Annotated in this window: 12 protein-coding genes and 2 pseudogenes; 11 read left to right on the top strand and 3 right to left on the bottom strand. The window is 40.6% G+C overall.

All coding sequences use genetic code 11. The features are described from left to right. Nucleotides 1-126 precede the first annotated feature (126 nt). From ACFILW_RS02635 to ACFILW_RS02625, 3 genes are all read left to right on the top strand, one after another. Complete coding sequence (locus ACFILW_RS02635) at nt 127-615, top strand: DUF1036 domain-containing protein (protein ID WP_375622563.1); 489 nt, start codon at nt 127-129, stop codon at nt 613-615. Then, a complete protein-coding gene (gene pyk / locus ACFILW_RS02630; protein WP_375685117.1) occupies nt 612-2,048 on the top strand; it encodes a pyruvate kinase in 1,437 nt (478 codons plus the stop codon). Before ACFILW_RS02635 ends, pyk begins: the two co-directional genes overlap by 4 nt. Before the next feature lie 645 nt (nt 2,049-2,693). Next, nucleotides 2,694-2,858 (top strand): hypothetical protein, encoded by a 165-nt coding sequence (locus ACFILW_RS02625; protein WP_375622567.1) that lies wholly within the window; start codon nt 2,694-2,696, stop codon nt 2,856-2,858. Between the two features lie 612 nt (nt 2,859-3,470). Here ACFILW_RS02625 and ACFILW_RS02620 read toward each other — a convergent pair. Together ACFILW_RS02620 and ACFILW_RS02615 are read right to left on the bottom strand one after the other, a co-directional pair. After that, nucleotides 3,471-3,866 (bottom strand): cell division protein ZapA, encoded by a 396-nt coding sequence (locus tag ACFILW_RS02620; RefSeq protein ID WP_375685115.1) that lies wholly within the window; start codon nt 3,864-3,866, stop codon nt 3,471-3,473. A 12-nt stretch (nt 3,867-3,878) separates the two neighbouring features. Further along, nucleotides 3,879-4,154, bottom strand: coding sequence for a DUF4164 domain-containing protein (locus ACFILW_RS02615; RefSeq protein WP_005774573.1), 276 nt, complete (start codon nt 4,152-4,154; stop codon nt 3,879-3,881). A 334-nt stretch (nt 4,155-4,488) separates the two neighbouring features. On the opposite strand from ACFILW_RS02615, the gene tkt reads away from it, so the two are divergent. The 5 genes from tkt (at nt 4,489) to ACFILW_RS02590 (ending at nt 11,655) form a co-directional block, all read left to right on the top strand. Continuing rightward, the gene (tkt, locus tag ACFILW_RS02610) at nt 4,489-6,495 is read left to right on the top strand and encodes a transketolase (RefSeq protein WP_375685113.1); all 2,007 of its coding nucleotides are present in this window, start codon (nt 4,489-4,491) and stop codon (nt 6,493-6,495) included. Between the two features lie 203 nt (nt 6,496-6,698). Next, nucleotides 6,699-7,706: a type I glyceraldehyde-3-phosphate dehydrogenase gene (gene gap, locus ACFILW_RS02605; protein ID WP_375622574.1), complete on the top strand. Its 1,008-nt coding sequence runs from the start codon at nt 6,699-6,701 to the stop codon at nt 7,704-7,706. 515 nt (nt 7,707-8,221) lie between these two features. Further along, nucleotides 8,222-9,415 (top strand): phosphoglycerate kinase, encoded by a 1,194-nt coding sequence (locus ACFILW_RS02600; RefSeq protein WP_375645962.1) that lies wholly within the window; start codon nt 8,222-8,224, stop codon nt 9,413-9,415. 108 nt (nt 9,416-9,523) lie between these two features. Beyond that, complete coding sequence (locus ACFILW_RS02595) at nt 9,524-10,555, top strand: class I fructose-bisphosphate aldolase (protein ID WP_375685111.1); 1,032 nt, start codon at nt 9,524-9,526, stop codon at nt 10,553-10,555. A 758-nt stretch (nt 10,556-11,313) separates the two neighbouring features. Beyond that, on the top strand, nt 11,314-11,655 hold the full coding sequence (locus ACFILW_RS02590) for a hypothetical protein (protein ID WP_375685109.1): 342 nt from the start codon (nt 11,314-11,316) through the stop codon (nt 11,653-11,655). Between the two features lie 1,969 nt (nt 11,656-13,624). Here the strand turns inward: ACFILW_RS02590 and ACFILW_RS02585 are convergent. Next, nucleotides 13,625-15,415, bottom strand: coding sequence for an ABC transporter transmembrane domain-containing protein (locus tag ACFILW_RS02585; RefSeq protein ID WP_375685107.1), 1,791 nt, complete (start codon nt 15,413-15,415; stop codon nt 13,625-13,627). A gap of 186 nt (nt 15,416-15,601) precedes the next feature. Here ACFILW_RS02585 and rpmE point away from each other — a divergent pair, with 186 nt between their 5' ends. From rpmE to ACFILW_RS02570, 3 genes and pseudogenes are all read left to right on the top strand, one after another. Beyond that, on the top strand, nt 15,602-15,823 hold the full coding sequence (rpmE, locus tag ACFILW_RS02580; protein ID WP_005774581.1) for a 50S ribosomal protein L31: 222 nt from the start codon (nt 15,602-15,604) through the stop codon (nt 15,821-15,823). A 245-nt stretch (nt 15,824-16,068) separates the two neighbouring features. Then, nucleotides 16,069-16,250, top strand: a pseudogene (locus ACFILW_RS02575) (ATP-binding cassette domain-containing protein); the annotation flags it as partial. Between the two features lie 263 nt (nt 16,251-16,513). After that, a pseudogene (locus tag ACFILW_RS02570) lies at nt 16,514-16,710 on the top strand (ABC transporter); the annotation flags it as partial. Between the last annotated feature and the right edge of the window lie 764 nt (nt 16,711-17,474).

The following is a 17,474-nucleotide window of genomic DNA, read 5'->3' as shown; positions in this document are numbered from 1 at the left end:
GATATATGCATTGATAAAAGGGCTATAAAAAGAAAAATATAAAAATATACGTTTTAGATTTGAAAAGCTTTAAAAAAAAGAAATGTGTAATTTGTTTTGAGAATTTGGCATTATAGAGGAAGTTTTGTGATTTTAAAAAAGCGATATTGGGTGTTTCAGAAAGGATTAAAAGTTTTTCTCTTGAGCATTTTGCTCTTGTTTCCCTTTGTTGTTTTTGCAAAAGCTGACTTTAGAGTTTGTAATACAACCCAGCAGTCTGTAGGGGTTGCTCTTGGATATCGTACATTTTCAGGATGGGTGAGCGAAGGCTGGTGGACGGTACCAGTGACGGAGTGTAAAACTTTAATTGAGGGGCCTCTTGCTTCACGGTTTTATTATTTTTATGCGGAAGGGGCACAAAAAAAAGGGAACTGGGCAGGCTCTGTGACCATGTGTGTGCAAGATAGCCAATTTACTATTCAAGGGGTTCATGATTGTTTCCCTCGAGGATATCAAAAGGCTGAATTTAAAGAGATCGATACCGGAAATCAAACCAGTTGGATGGTACAGTTGACGGATGAGTCTTTGTTAAACAATTCAGTTATACCTTCTCTTTCAGGAAATTCTCCACCGTGAAACGTGCACGTAAAGTAAAAATTATTGCGACTCTTGGTCCTTCTTCTTTTTCTCGTTTGATGATTGAGAAGCTTTTTAGGGCAGGAGCAGACGTTTTTCGTCTTAATATGAGCCATACTGATCGTGATATGCTGGGTGATTTGGTCGAGTCTATACGAGAAGTTGAAAAAACAGTTCGACGCCCCATTGGTATTTTGGTGGATCTTCAGGGGCCAAAACTGCGTGTGGGGCGTTTTGCTAAGGGGCAAGAAGATTTGCGTGTTGGGCAAAGCTTTACATTAGATAATCGCGATGTTCTTGGCGATGCGCAGCGTGTTTTTTTCCCTCATGAGGATGTATTTGCGGCTGTTAAACCAGGGGACCGGTTGTTGATTGATGATGGAAGGGTGGAACTGCGCGCGCAAGTATGTGATGATCACTTTGTTCAGTGCCGCGTGGTTTCTGGTACCCGTATTTCTGATCGAAAAGGTGTGAGTTTTCCCGATACAATTTTGCCTTTTGATTCGATGACCTTAAAAGATAAGGAGGATCTTCAGGCTCTGTTACAGCACCCTGTTGATTGGGTTGCGCTTTCTTTTATTCAATGTCCAGAAGATATTATAGCGGTGCGTCAGTTGACGAAAAACAAGGTGTCTTTGATGGCTAAAATCGAAAAGCCTCAAGCCTTGGAGCATATAGAGAAGATTATTGAAATTTCCGATGGGATTATGATTGCACGGGGTGATCTCGGTGTGGAAATGCCTCTGGAAAGGATTCCTGCACTTCAGATGGAGTTGATAAAAGCTTGTCGTTTAGCTGGAAAACCGGTTGTGGTGGCAACACAAATGCTCGAATCAATGATCACATCTCCTGTTCCCACACGCGCAGAAGTCTCAGATGTTGCTACAGCCGTTTATGCAGGAGCGGATTCGGTGATGTTGTCTGCTGAATCTGCTTCTGGTCGTTATCCTGAAGAAGCTGTGCTTATGATGGACCGAATCGCGCGGCAAATTGAGCAAGATCACACTTATGCCGCTCAGGTTGGGGCACAACATCCTGCACCAGAATCAACAGGAACGGATGCGATTTCTCTTGCTGCGCGTCAGATTGCTGAAACACTTGCGCTATCCGCTATCGTTGCCTATACGGCTTCAGGAACAACGGGGGTGCGTGCCTCTCGTGAACGCCCTAATAGACCGATTATTGCTTTATCGCCCATTGTGGAAACAGCACGGCGTTTGGCTTTAGTTTGGGGGCTTCATTGTGTGGTCACGCAAGATGCACGGAGTTTAGAGGATATGGTTGATCGTGCAGCAGCTATTGCATTTCAGGAAGGCTTTTGCAAAGGGGGAGATCGCTTCCTTGTGACAGCTGGTGTTCCCCTTGGAACGCCTGGTGCGACAAATCTCTTGCGTATTGCTTCTGTCTCCCAAGATGGAACGAAGGGGATTTAATCCGCTTAGAGACAACAGGCGCGTGTCTCTCGTGAACGCCCTAATAGACCCATTATTGCTTTATCGCCCATTGTGGAAACAGCACGGCGTTTGGACATCAGGTTTTGGGAGCGGGATGTGGTGATGTTGTTTGTTAAATCTGCTTCTGGTCGTTATCTTGAAGAAGTTGTGTTTATGGTGCGGCGTTTATGGGAGATTTCTATACCTTTTATCTCATTTTTAGGCATATTGTGAATCGCTTTATTGAGGTTTATACGAGCGAGATGTTCATTTTTCTGCCTTTTGAATGAGAGCCTTGAAATTTTTCCCATTTTAAACTTTTGCAAACAGAATTGAATAAAATTAGAATTATGTGCCTAAAAAGTCATGCTGGTATGTTATGAGAAAAAGTGTTAGGTGAATGTGTTTTGAAAATATGCTTTGTCGGATCATTTGCAACATATTGATTTATAATGATAATATAGCATTGTTCAATTTGAATTAGAACCCCAATATCGTAAGATTCTCTCATTTGAAACTTGTTCATGTTGAGTCAATGATAACTCTTCACTTGCACGTCATAAATGGGTGGGCAATAGCGGGTGTGCCTTGCGGGTAAAACTGTACCAATTATGAATCGTTTTAGTGCCAAGGACTGTCGCAACAATGAGGGCTGGTAAAGTGTATGATGGTGCTGGTTTCCACTTTCATAGGTGTGGAGGTTTTGAGGGGGAGGAGAGGGGTAGAGTGTTGTGTTATCAGGATAAAGATGGCGGTCGAGAATGTTTGCAAAAACTATTACTGTTGTTTGTGATGTTTGAAGTTGTATGAGATTAACATAATCTTTTGGTCTGGCTTTTTTCCTACTCTCAAGGATGAAAATTCTAAAACCCACGCTGATTTGTACACAATATGGTTCTTCTTGGGGGCTCGTCTGTTGGATATTTCAGGGCAGAGACTGCATAGTACTTATTATAAAATAGCGGTGTTTTACAGTATAATAGATAAGGTTATATTTTAATATATATTGAATCTGCTTGATATTATCTAGGGGCAAGGATTTTGGGGTATGCATTCATAGGGAACATGAATATAGCTCTTTTTCTTTGAGGATGCTTTATTTGTTTGTTGCTGTTGTCATTTATATGATTTTTTTACAATGATGTTGATTTTGTTATCTTATTGCGCGGTTAAAAGACATCTCATTTGAAATGTGGTGATATAAGGCAGTCTCCTTGATATAGGAAGCGTTTGTGCGGAGGTGAAATATTCAGGGTAGGGCTTTCTTGTTGAGGTTTAAGTTAATCCCATAAGTCGTGAGTAGCTGGAATCCTTCCTATAAAAAACCAGACTGTTTACAGACTGGTGTGGGTTTAAGATTTTTATCCTGTGAGATGTGGCGGACAAGTCAAATCTCTGGTTTATTATGCGCTGATGTACTTTTTAGAAATCTTCCTGTTCCTGTTCCTGTTCTTGTTCTTGAAGGTTTGTGCAGTTTTGATCATCTTTGAGCAATTGGTTGGTGAGATTTTCAATGCGTTGTGTGGTGTCACGCATAATTTTCCCCATGGTGCGGTCTCTTTCGTTGTGGAGTCGTAAAAGAGCATTGTAGTCTTCTTGTAATTTTTTATTTTCTCGTTTTATCTCTTCCATTTCATCGATAATCATTATGCCGGCCATAACCGATAAACGATGGTCGCCAATTTCACCAAAATTGTTCTTTAAATGTGTGATATATTGATCCAATTGAGCAGCAAGCGCAATAAGACGACGTTCTTGTCCTTTGTCACAAGCCATGCGATAAACTTTACCATCAATGGTAACGGAAACAGTTTCCATACATTCAAACCTTTATCTATCAATGACAACACGAATTGTTTCCATTGCTTTAATAAGACGTTTGGAAACTTCTTTGTTTACGGACTCTAAGCGTTCAATTTGGGCTTCAGCTTTGTCAAGCGCTTGGGCAAGATGGCTGCGGTCAGCATTCATTCGTTGGATTTCTTCTTCCCATTCGTTATTTTTATCAATAACGGCATTGCGGTTTATTATGGTGATCTCTAAAGTTCTAAGTGCCTTTTCTAGGTGCTCTAAAGCATCTTGTAGAACTGTAGTCTCTTGGTTCATTGCTTTTATCCTTTGGGTAATTGTATCCTTTATCAATGTGTTATGCAAAAACGAATCACTTTCACTCTTGTGTTGTGTGCATTTTATTTTTAAGTATGTAGGATATTTTAGCAAGCAAAGCAGGGGATAGATATAAATTAAAAGCTGGATTTTTTGCGCGTATTGGCATAAATGACATGGATATACAGAACGCGTGAGGGGAATGTTATTAATATTATTGAAGTGGTGGCAAAAAGTCTCACGCTAATGGTTAGAAAATAGTATTTCTTGAGAATTTTAAGAGAATACGGAAAAAGCAACAGAATAACGTATTTAACGAAATGGTCGATTATTCATGACAAACACCCACCAACAGAATCAGATGGCCAATGCTATCCGTTTTCTTGCTATTGATGCGATTGAAAAAGCAAATTCTGGTCATCCGGGCTTGCCAATGGGAGCAGCCGATATTGCTACGGTTCTTTATACAAGATTCCTTGCTCATGACCCCAAAAAACCTCGCTGGCCTAACCGTGATCGTTTTGTGTTATCAGCAGGACATGGGTCTATGTTGCTTTATGCTCTCTTGTATCTTTCTGGTTATGAAGATATTGGCATTGAAGATCTCAAAAATTTTCGCCAATTAGGAGCAAAGCTTGCTGGGCATCCAGAATATGGGCATGTGGCAGGAATCGAAACAACGACTGGTCCTCTCGGACAAGGATTGGCTAATGCCGTGGGGATGGCTCTTGGAGAGCGTTTGCAAAATGCCCGTTTTGGTGATCTTATCAACCATTACACTTATGCGTTGGTAGGCGATGGATGCCTTATGGAAGGGATATCTCAAGAAGCACTTTCCCTTGCCGGTCATTTGAAACTCAATAAGCTTATTGTGTTGTGGGACGATAATAATATTTCTATCGATGGAGAGATTTCCCTTGCTGACAGTACAGATCAGATTGCGCGTTTTAAGGCATCTGGTTGGGAGACACATAAAGTCAATGGGCATGATCAAGCAGCAATTGCGCGGGCTATTGAGGCGGCACAAAATTCCGATAAACCAACTTTGATCGCTTGTAAAACAACAATTGGTTTTGGAGCACCCAATAAAGCGGGTACCAATAAAGTTCATGGAGCCCCTTTGGGCGCACGAGAAATTGCTGAAACCCGTATCGCTTTAGGGTGGGATGCTGAGCCTTTCGTTATTCCAGCCGATATTCTCGATAATTGGCGCTTGGCTAGTCTCAATGCTGCTAAAAAACGCCAAAAATGGGAAGAAAAATTTGCTGATCTTCCTGTCTCAGAGCGTGTGGAGTTTGAAAGATTGATGCGGGGCGATCTCGTGGGCGGATTTGATGGCGCTATTGATACTTATAAACAGAAATTGGTTGAAGAGCGCCCCGTTGTTGCTACGCGTAAAGCTTCGGAAATGGCTCTTGAAGTGATCAATGAAGTCGTTGTTGAGACTATTGGTGGTTCGGCTGATTTAACCGGATCTAATAATACAAAAAGTAGCCAGATGAAAAGTATCTCTGCTGAAGATTTTTCAGGGCGCTATCTGCATTATGGAATTCGCGAACATGCAATGGGAGCTGTGATGAATGGTCTTGCCCTTTATGGCGGCTTTATTCCTTATGGGGGAACCTTTTTATGCTTTTCTGACTATATGCGTCCTGCTATGCGTTTGTCTTCTCTCATGGGGTTGCGGGTGATTTATGTCATGACTCATGATTCTATTGGTCTTGGTGAGGATGGTCCGACCCATCAACCCGTAGAGCATTTGGCTTGCCTGCGTGCAATGCCTAATCATTTTGTGTTCCGCCCTGCAGATGCTATGGAGACAGTCGAGTGTTGGCAATTGGCTTTGAAAGCACGCGGGACGCCTTCTACCTTGGCTTTAAGTCGACAAAATCTACCGCTTTTGCGTCAAGAGTATGAAGAAGAAAATCTCTGTATGCTTGGTGCTTATGAATTCCTAACAGCTAGCGATGATGCACAAGTGACGCTGTTTGCTTCTGGTTCAGAATTGCAAATTGCAGTGGAGGCACATGCGGTGTTAGAAGAAAAAGGCATCCCAACGCGTGTTGTGTCAGTGCCTTGTTTTGAACTTTTTTCTCAACAATCTCTCTCTTATCAGCGTGCTCTTATTGGAGAGGCGCCGATTAAAATTGCCATTGAAGCTGCTGTCGCCCAAGGATGGGATCGTTTTATTGGCTGTGATGGTGTGTTTATTGGTATGGAGGGCTTTGGGGCAAGTGGAACAATTGATGCCCTTTATGCGCATTTTGGTATTACTTGGGAAAATGTCGTTGCCACCGTTGAAAAAGAGTTGGAAAAGATCAAAGAGGAAAAGACAAAGTGACAGCTTGTGTTGTCATGAATGGGGTGATTGTAGGGCATCATATTCTGTGCAGTGCTGTGGATGATCTTGTGCATTATTGTGGATAAGTGAGTGAGTGATCAAGATATTGACATTGTGGGAATTAATGATTTTGGATTGGTGAAATACCCATTTATTGTGTTTTAAATGTTGTGCTTTTAAAAATTGATGAGGAAACATGTGAAATGACAGTTCGTGTTGCAATTAATGGGTTTGGTCGTATTGGTCGCAATATTTTACGTGCGCTTGTGGAAAGTGGACGACAAGATATTGAAGTGGTTGCAATTAATGATTTGGGATCGGTGGAAACAAATGCCCATTTATTACGCTATGATTCAGTTCATGGGCGTTTCCCTGGGATCGTTAAGGTGGTAGGGGATGCTATTGATGTAGGGGGTGGTTTAATAAAGGTATGCGCAGAGCGTGATCCTGCTCAATTGCCTTGGAAAGATTTGGATATCGATATTGCTTTGGAATGTACGGGTATTTTTACGGCACGTGATAAAGCAAGTGCTCATTTAGATGCGGGGGCAAAGCGTGTTCTTATTTCTGCGCCTTCTGAAGGAGCAGATCTTACGGTCGTCTATGGGGTTAATCATCAATCTTTAAGCAGCGAGCATCGCGTTGTTTCAAATGCTTCTTGTACCACCAATTGTTTGGCGCCTGTTGCACAAGTTTTGCATAACACAGTGGGTATTGAAAAAGGCTTTATGACAACAATCCATTCTTATACGGGGGATCAACCTGTGTTGGATACAATGCATCGGGACCTTTATCGTGCACGTGCGGCAGCTCTTTCTATGATTCCTACCTCAACAGGAGCGGCAAAAGCTGTGGGATTGGTCTTGCCAGAATTAAAGGGATTGCTTGATGGTGTATCGATTCGTGTTCCGACCCCTAATGTTTCTGTCGTTGATTTGACATTTATCGCTAAGCGTTCCACAACAATCGAAGAAATTAATACAGCTATTGCTACTGCTGCACAAGGGCATCTGAAGGGCGTTTTGGACACGACAGAAGAAAAGCTCGTGAGTTGTGATTTTAATCATAATCCTCATTCAGCTATTTTCCACAATGATCAAACCAAAGTGATTGATGGTAAGTTCTGTCGCGTTCTGGTTTGGTATGATAATGAGTGGGGCTTTTCTAATCGTATGAGTGATACTGCTGTAGCTTTTGCTCAGACAATATAAGAGGACCTCAGGGTCCTCTTTTTATAGGGAAAAGTCTCATTTTTGTGCAATTTTGAGAAAAACAGTTAGAGGCTGTTGTTCTCATGCGCTAGAGAGAAGAGGCTATTGAAACATTGATGATGTGTTTTGTTTTAATACTGTGTCAATACGTGCTTTTAAAAGATGAATGAAAGAGTAAACTTTTAAAAAGTAAGATCTGAACGAGATACCTTTTGAGAAAACGTTAGAAAACAGGAGATGTAAACTCTTTTTCCTAGAAGTAAAAGGAAGCTTTAATAGAGATCAAGTTGAGCCAATGCATTTGTTTGCCACAATGGAATATGAAGATTAAGAGTGATGGTGGGCTTTTGTACATTTGACGATAAAAGCTTTGGATTTTTATTAAGCAAAGGGTGAGAGATAGGCTGTCGTGGATCTCTTGTAAAAGCAAAAAGGGGGATAAGTGGAAAGAAAAGTAGGCAGGGTTATTGGATGCGTTTTTATTTGAAACAATGGAAAGTGAAGAGGAAGCAGTGATGGGGTTTCGTACACTTGATGATGTTGATGTTTTGGGTAAACGTGTTCTGGTGCGCGTAGATTTTAATGTTCCTATGGCGCAAGGTAAGGTATGCGATGAGACGCGTCTTGTGCGACATAAAGAGACACTCGTTGAGCTACAAAAGTGTGGTGCTAAACTTATTCTGCTTTCTCATTGTGGTCGCCCTAAAGGAAAGGTAGAGCAAGAGTTTTCACTCCGTCCTGTTGTGCAAGTGCTGGAAAAGATCATTAATCAGCCGGTTGCTTTTGCTCCGGACTGTATCGGTTCGGCGGTGCAGGTTGCAGTTGAGTCATTACAAAATGGTGGTGTTTTACTGCTTGAAAATGTTCGTTTTCATGCTGGTGAAGAAAAGAATGATTGTTCTTTTGCTGAGGCTTTAGCCCATCATGGCGATCTTTATGTTAATGATGCTTTTTCAGTTTCTCATCGTGCCCATGCTTCGGTAGAGGGAATAACGCATTTGTTGCCTTCTTATGCAGGACGCTCTTTGCAATATGAGTTGCAGGCATTAGAAAAAGGACTTGGCAATCCAGCACGTCCTGTGGTTGCCCTTGTGGGAGGAGCAAAGGTTTCTAGTAAGCTTTTTGTGCTCAATCATTTGGTGGAAAAAGTTGACTCTTTGATTATTGGTGGGGGGATGGCTAATAGTTTTTTAGCTGCGCAAGGTGTCCATGTAGGAAAGTCTCTGTGTGAACATGCATTGATGGAAACAATAAAAAAAATTATTAAAAAAGCACAAGAGTGTCACTGTACGCTTCTGCTCCCTCAGGATGCTGTCGTGGGATTTCGTTTTGAAAAAGATGCACCGCATCGTCTTTATGACATTGAAGATATTCCACAAGATGGCATGATATTGGATATTGGGACGCGCTCTATTGCGCATATCAATGCTGCGATAGATGAAGCTGCTACTCTTGTGTGGAATGGACCCCTTGGTGTTTTTGAGATGCCTCCCTTTGATAAGGGAACCATTGCCGTTGCACGCCATGCAGCAGAACGTAGTTTGACGGGAAAGTTGGTTTCAATTGCGGGAGGGGGCGATACGGTTTTTGCCCTTAATCATGCCGGTGTTGCCAATGATTTTACTTATCTCTCAACTGCTGGAGGAGCTTTTTTGGAATGGATGGAAGGAAAGACCCTTCCTGGTATTCTTGCCCTCATGCAGGCTTAAAGGGCTTCTTTGAAGGGGAAGGTTAAAGAAAAACTATACGGTCGTGTAGAGTGTTTTGATAGTGTTGCGCATTTTTAGAAATTAAGACAAAGTAAAGAGGAATTTTTTATGAATGAACGGCTTGAAGATATTGCACTTGCTTTGGTGCATGCGGGTAAAGGTATTTTGGCGGCAGATGAAAGTACGGCGACCATTGGAAAGCGTTTTGAAAGCATTGGTGTTGAATCCAATGAAGATAAGCGCCGTGCTTATCGTGAAATGCTTTTTAGTACAAAAGAAGCGATGGAAAACGCCATCTCTGGGGTTATTTTATTTGATGAAACCATTCGGCAAAAAGCATCAACTGGGAAAATGTTGACGGATCTTATTCGGGATTCAGGCGCTTTGCCAGGGATTAAAGTTGATACCGGTGCAAAACCCTTGGCTGCTTTTCCCCAAGAAACAATTACCGAAGGGTTGGATGGTCTTCGTGAGCGGCTAAAAGATTATTATGCTTTGGGAGCACGTTTTGCTAAATGGCGGGCGGTAATTGCTATTGATGAACACACTTTGCCAACAAGAGGCGCCATAAGACAAAATGCACAAGCTCTTGCACGCTATGCTGCCTTATGTCAGGAGTTCGATATTGTGCCCATTGTTGAGCCGGAAGTGTTGATGGATGGACCATCGTGTGGGCATTCAATTACACGCTGCTTTGAGGTGACACGCACTGTTTTGCAGGCTGTCTTTAAAGAATTGTTTGAAGCTCGTGTTCTTTTGGAGGGGATGATTTTAAAGCCCAATATGGTGATTGATGGAAAGGATGCACGCAAGGCTTCTGTTGAAGAAGTTGCTGAAAAGACTGTCCAAGTGCTTAAACAGACTGTTCCTGCTGCTGTTCCTGGAATTGCTTTTCTTTCTGGAGGACAGTCTGATCAGGAAGCAACGGCGCATTTATCTGCTATGAATTCTTTGGGCGCATTGCCTTGGAAATTGACCTTTTCCTATGGACGCGCATTGCAAGCAGCTGCCTTAAAAGCATGGGCTGGAAAAGATGAGAATATTGCTGTTGCACAGAAGGCATTTAGTCATCGGGCTCGGATGAATCATCTTGCGGCTTTGGGACAATGGACAAAAGAACAAGAAAAAGCGTGCGATTGAAGCACAAGCTCTGTTCTTAAATGCGGAGAGATTTTTCATATTTCTGCGTGATTTTTTGAGTGCCCTCATCATGATAAAAATGGCGGGGGCGTTTTAGGCTTGAAAGCTTTCTCAGAGAGTTTTTTCCTTGGACCTTTTAAAAGTCTTTAATGGGTGCTATCGAGAGATAAGATTGCGGGAGAGGTGCAATTTCGAGAAGGGGAGATAATGCTAGGAAATTTGTGAATGCACAGCACTTTAGTATGGTGTTGTTCATGGGTAGGCACTTGCTTTTTGCGTGAAAATCATAAAGCTCATACTGTATTGAAGAGTTTGATATTGTGATATTTTTTCTTTTTCATGTTATCATTACTTGTCATCGGCAGAATTCATTTGATTGCAGTTTCAAAGGTGGATTAAGCGGGTAGATTAGAGAGTTGCGATTTCTGAGCGGATTGGAATACAGCTTATGAAGCTTTTCTGCATCAGGGTAGCTTCCTCTTCAATGGGGGTAGTTTTTCTATTAACGAGCGAATTGAATAACTCTTGCGAAAGAAAATAGATTTGCCCCTCAATAAAACACCTATTTTTTCGTTAAAATGGATAAATTTTTCTTGTATTTTTTGATGATATAATTAAAAGTAATTAACTTCATAGCATCTTGGCTTAAAACGGGGGGAGTTGTGGACGGTATATCTTCTAAAAATAACAGTATATCTTCTAAGAATACAAGCATCAAAAGAAAAAATCGATACGCAGAACAGAGCTTTTCTGCAATTATGATGCGAAAATTGTGCAATATGGTGCGTGGGGTATTCGAAGGGATCTTTACAGTATTTACTTTCACAATTTTTCTTATCCTGTTCAGCATACGTGGACCGGTTCATGCCGTACTAAGCTTCTTTGCAGGTGCGAGTGGAATAACGTGCTTTTTCTTTTTTGTCGGATACTACTTACAACGCCGTGACGCAACAGCAGATGAAGCCGGTATATCGTTCGCATTACTCATGGCAATTGGTGAAGGCGTTTTTTCTATTTGCTCCCTGTATGCTGCGTGGGGTTACGATGCTCTCTTATTCCGTTTAGCACCTCCTGGGTATGTTCTTATTCTCCCTGAATAAATAGGGTGCAATTCGTTTGCATACAAATCAAAATGAGAGGCTGTCTGCCTCTCAAATTCTTAATAATTGCTCTCCAAAATCATAACATCAAACCCGCGTTTAATGAAGGGACTAACAAGCTTTGGGTCCTTAAGCCTCAAGGCAACCCTTTACAAGTTGCGCCTAACGGCATCCTTGACCTTAAGACAGAAAAACGGCTTATTTTGTTTTTCTCATGCGGCTTCTGAAATCATGATATAAGGGGCAAGCTTCTCATCGTGCCTAAATGGTAACTTATCGTGTGTTAAATGGAAAAATGAGAAAAAGCATCTTTATGCAATATAATCCAATTATAATTTTTTGATTTGAAGATAAAGGGTTTAAAGCCTTCTACAAGACTGATACGATAAAGGGGGGAGGTTGCCTATATTGAGCAACTAGGGCGTATTTTAGGTGCGATTGATATAGCTATCTCACCAAATGGTTTTGAAGACTTATCCTTTTCGCTCTATTTATTAAAAGGTTATTTTGAGGGGGCTTGGTTAATGAATGTAAAGGAAAATTAGCACGTAATATTTCGCTTTGCTGGTATAGATGCTGAATGAGTTAATTATCGAGAGGATCACTGAAGAGGGAGCGCTAAAAAATGGTGAAAATCCTCCGTACTTCGGTGAATTCGTGGTTGAAGATATAATCGTAAAACTTGGCTTATCTGTTCCTGAAACAGCTGAATGGTTTGAAATGGTTAGGGTGTCAGTTCTGCATATGCTTGGCTCGCTATACAAAAAAATTATGATTTCGTGCAAGCTTTTAAACATAAATACCCTAAAGATATATCCTCTTTGTACATGTTCTTATCATTGTTAAAATGCCTTCTTAAAGCACGACAGGGGGTGCTATAAAATTGAGAGCTGTAAAATATATGGGGCTTGGAGGGGGGGAGAAGATGGTGTTCAATCGAAGTACTCTATCCTTATTTTTATGGGCTATGCCTGAAAGAGAGAGCTGGAGAGACAATTTATGAGCAAAGAGAACGGTGTTTTGAGGTTGCGGTGTCTGCAAGAGCAGAACAGTGGTCGTGGTGATATTTAAAAACAATAAATTTGATAAAATTTTACAATTTTGCCAAAAGCCGGTTTATTATAAAAGCTGTTGCTCATGTGCTCTCACAAAGTTATAAGAAGCCCAAAAGTGCTAAAAAAGTCTTTGCTCTTTTTCAATAATATGAATCTGCAAACAATATTCAAAAAGTGTTCGTGTTTTTGAAAGAGAATAAAAGGATATTCTTGCAATAGAGAAGCGTATTTGTGAATTACAATTTGTCATGATTTTCAGTAAATACTATTGTTTAGAGCGGTGAGAGAGGGCATGAAAAAATTTTCATATTCAGTTTTTTAAAGAGTGTGGTCAGTCTTTAGGATAGAGCTTGTGTCCCTAGAGCCTATCAAGTGAGCCCGCATAAGGGTTTCGCAAGCGAGCACCATTATACTCTTTGCTAGCGTATACTCTTTTGTCAGCGCCCCAATGTTTTGACAGCCCTTAGAACGTAAAGGGGCAAGGGAGGTATTTCATTCCTTTTTTGTACCGTTTTACTCCACACGCCAACTCTGCTTGTGATGTGCAAGCCAAGAGATTTTGTTTGACTCACTATGAGGGTTTGACATGAGAAAATCCTATGGTATTCATGATCTTTCATGAAAAACAATGAATTATCCTTATAAATCAACGTGACAGTGCTGTTATGAAGAGAACTCCTTGCACATCTTAATAGCCCATAGCGATTTAACTGGGTATTATTTTATATTCTGTACACAGAAGCGTTTTTATAAAAATGCTCCATCTTGCGCAGAAAAAAGAACAACCCGTTAAGACTTCAAAAGAAAAAAACTCAATTTTTTTCCCTCTTTTTTCCATGAGCCCTTAAATTAATAATTCTCTACCTGTAAAGCGCGGTATTCACGCCCAAGTACTGCTCTTGTATCAAGATCACTCACTCAGGTGAAAATTGCAATTTTGCAAGGTAAGCATAAACGCCATTTTTTGCCACAAGTTCGGCATGAGTTCCTTCTTCCACAAGGGCGCCTTTATCCATCACAAGAATGCGATCTGCTTTTAAAATTGTTGCCAAACGATGTGCAATGACCAAGGTTGTGCGGTTTTGCATCAACCCTTCTAAGGCGTCTTGCACCAACTTTTCACTGTTTGCATCTAAAGCAGATGTTGCTTCATCAAGCAGCAACAGGGGTGCATTTCTTAAAATTGCCCGCGCAATACCAATGCGTTGTTTTTGTCCCCCAGAAAGCATGGTACCGCGTTCTCCTACTTGCGTATCCAAGCCATCTGGTAAAGCTTGAATAAATTCAAATGCATTAGCCGCTTTAGCAGCAGCAAGGATTTCCTCTTCATGGGTAGTTTCAGTTCCAAAAATAATATTATCACGCAATGTTCCATCAAAAATGGCGACATCTTGTGGAACATAGGAAATTGCGCTGCGTAAATCTTGTAAAGAAAGGCGATTAATTTCCATGCCATCTAACCGAATTGTTCCATTTGTCGGATCATAAAAACGAAGGATCAAAGAAAAAATGCTGCTTTTTCCTGCTCCGGAAGCCCCAACAAAAGCAACCGTTTCGCCTGCTTTTACAGAAAATGAAAGCGAGCGTAAAACCTTCTCTTGTGGTCTAGAAGGATAGGTAAAATCAACCTGATCAAAAACAAGTTCACCTCGAACAGGTTGCTCCAATGATAAAGCATTTTTAGGTGCTACAATAGTAGGTTGTTCTTGTAATAATTCGGCAAGCCGTTCAGCAGCGCCTGCTGCTTGGATTAATTCTGCTCCCAGTTCCGATAATTGCGCAAAAGTAGAAGCTCCAAAAACCGCATAAAGGACAAATTGCCCTAATGTCCCTCCTGTCATCGTTCCATTCAAAACATCGCGCGATCCAATCCATAAAACAGCAACTACACTGCTAAAAACCAAAAAAATTGCAAACCCCGTAAAAAAGGAGCGCAATATTACAGAAGCACGTGCTGTTTGAAAAGCACGTTCTATCAATTGTGAAAAACGTATTGTAACGAGTTTTTCAGCGGTAAAAGCTTGCACAGTGCGAATAGCACTTACCTGCTCTGTAGCAACAGCATTGGCATCTGCGAGACGATCTTGCGCCGCGCGGGTACGAGAGCGAACTTTACGTCCAAAGACTACCAAGGGAATGGCCACAACAGGAATAGCTGCTAAAACCAACAAAGACAATTTAGCATTGGTGATCACCATCATCACGACGGCTCCGATCACGATAATCAGCTGACGCAAAGCGGTAGAGGCGGTAGAGCCCACAGCTAATTTTATTTGTGTGGTATCTGTTAGAAGCCTTGAAACAATCTCTCCTGAATGTGACCGATCAAAAAAAGCAGGAGAAAGTTTCATAATATGGACAAACACATCACGCCGTAAATCGGCAACAATCCGTTCTCCCAAGGTGATAACACAGTAATAACGGGCTGCTGAAGCAAATGCGAGAAACAAGGCTAAGATAAACAAAATTCCAAAGTAAAAATTGATATGTCCATGGCTTGAAGTAGAAAACCCATGATCAAACATTTGGCGGATAGCCACAGGCAAAGCTAATGTGACAAGAGCAGCAACAGATAACGCTAGAAAAGCAAAGATAAACAACCAACGATAGCGCAAAAGATAAGGAACAAAAATTGCAAGCGAAGAGAATGAAGATTTCTTAGGGGAAGACTTTGTCGATTTTTCTGAACGAGAACGTAATGTCATAAAATTTTGCTCACTGTATTGGATTTGTAACACTTGATACAATGATGTATCTTGAACACTTGTTTTTTGATGCGTGCTCAGTTATAGGAATAAATACTTTAATCAATGTATCAAAAAGACAAAGGAAGTGCACTTAAAAAAACAAGCAAGTGCTATTTCATTCTATAAACGCAAAAGGTTTGACGCATGAAAGCGAATATTCACCCCAACTATCACAAAATTACCGTTGTTATGACGGATGGAACCCAATATACGACGCGCTCTACTTGGGGAAAAGAAGGCGATACTCTTAATCTAGATATTGATCCAAGGACGCATCCGGCATGGACAGGTGGCTCCCAAACACTCGTAGATCGTGGTGGTCGTCTTTCTAAATTCAAAAATCGTTTTGGTAATATTGGCATGTAAAAGCCTCCTTTTTATGGGGTACAAGGGTTTTAAACAAAACGATTGCAAACGATGAGTTTTTGATCCTATCAAAGAGTGCACTTTAAATATTAATTCAAAAACGCATCCGACATAAACAGATGGGTCTATAAATCATTGTGGTTGCGTTTTTTAAATTCAAAAATCATTTTGAAATATACGCATAAATCCTTTCTTCCCTAGAGTATAAAGACTTGAAATAAAATAATTGCAAACTTTTCTTCTTTTTTGGAACTGAACATACCCATGGAGAGAAAATTTTTGCCGCTTCTAAAGCTGCCAATGTATTTGAATTTATTCAAGCTTTACCAAACGTCTTTGATACGCAAGTAGAAGAACGTGGTACTATGCTTTCTGGGGGCAAAAACAACGCATTGATATTGCACGGGCGATTTTAAGAAATGCACCCCTCTTGTTGCAAGCCGGCACCATCATTATATCTGCCAACTCGTGGATGTTGCTACAGCCCTTCGCATTTGAGATGATTTATTATAGGCATTTTAAGTCCTTTCTTAATAGTTTTTTTATTCACGCGGGCTCTCTCCGCTTGGTACTTGCAAAAGACATGGTTTTGATTGGTTCACCATGGAACAGGTTTGAAATGAGAGAATCTTACGGTATTCGGGATTCTCATTCAACATACAAAACAATGAATTATTATTATAAATCAAACTTTTACTGCTTGATGAAGCAACATTTTCTTTAGATGCAAACAGTGAAAAGTTAGTGCAAGATGCCTTAGAAGGATTGATGCAAATCATACAACCTTGGTCATTGCCCATCGTTTGGCAACAATTTTAAAAGCTGATCGTATTCTCGTGATGGATAAAGGCGCTCTCGTGGAAGAAGGAACACACAACTCATTATAAAAAAATAATGTTTATGCGCATTTGGCTAAACTGCAATTCTCATCTGAGTAAGTGATCTTGATACAAGAGCAGTATTTTTAAGGGCATAAACAGCACTCTTTTCAGACAGGCTTATCAATTTGAAACTCTCATGGAAAAAAGAAAGGCAAGCATTGAGATGTTTTTCTTTTTTAATAGGCTGTTCTTTTTTTTTGCCTGAGATGAAGTATTTTTATAAAGACACTTCTGTGTATAGAATATAAAACGATATCCAGTTAAATCGCTATGGACTATTAAGATGAGCGAGGAGTTCTCTTCATAACAGCACTGTCACGTTGATTTATAATGATAACTCATTGTTTTTCATGAAAGATCTTACATGGAATTTCTCGTTTCAAATTTGATTATGTTGCATTAGTCAAAACCATGTCTCTTGCATATACCAAGCAGGGAAGATTGCGTGAAGTAAAAATACTTAAAGAAAGAATAAGTCTTCTTCATGAAGCGTCTCAAGTTTTAGGGGCTGTAGTAATATTGAGGGGATTAGGAAAGTGTATGATGATGTCGCTTTACTAAAAAAGAGCCGATAAATGAGTAGAAAGACGCTTTTTATCAATTTTATAAAACAAGGTGAGCACGCAGCCATGTTTTGCTGTGTTAGGCTTTTGAGTACTTTGAACCAATATTGTGGGAGTGCATTTTAAGAATTATAAAGCTCTTCTTAAAAGTGCATAAATCATTAGAGCAGTACAATTAAATACAAATTGTTTTATTTTACCAGAAAA

Origin of the sequence: Bartonella sp. TT110JLCBS, assembly GCF_042193405.1 — a bacterium.
Lineage (GTDB): Bacteria > Pseudomonadota > Alphaproteobacteria > Rhizobiales > Rhizobiaceae > Bartonella.
This window is presented reverse-complemented; position numbering and strand designations above follow the sequence as displayed.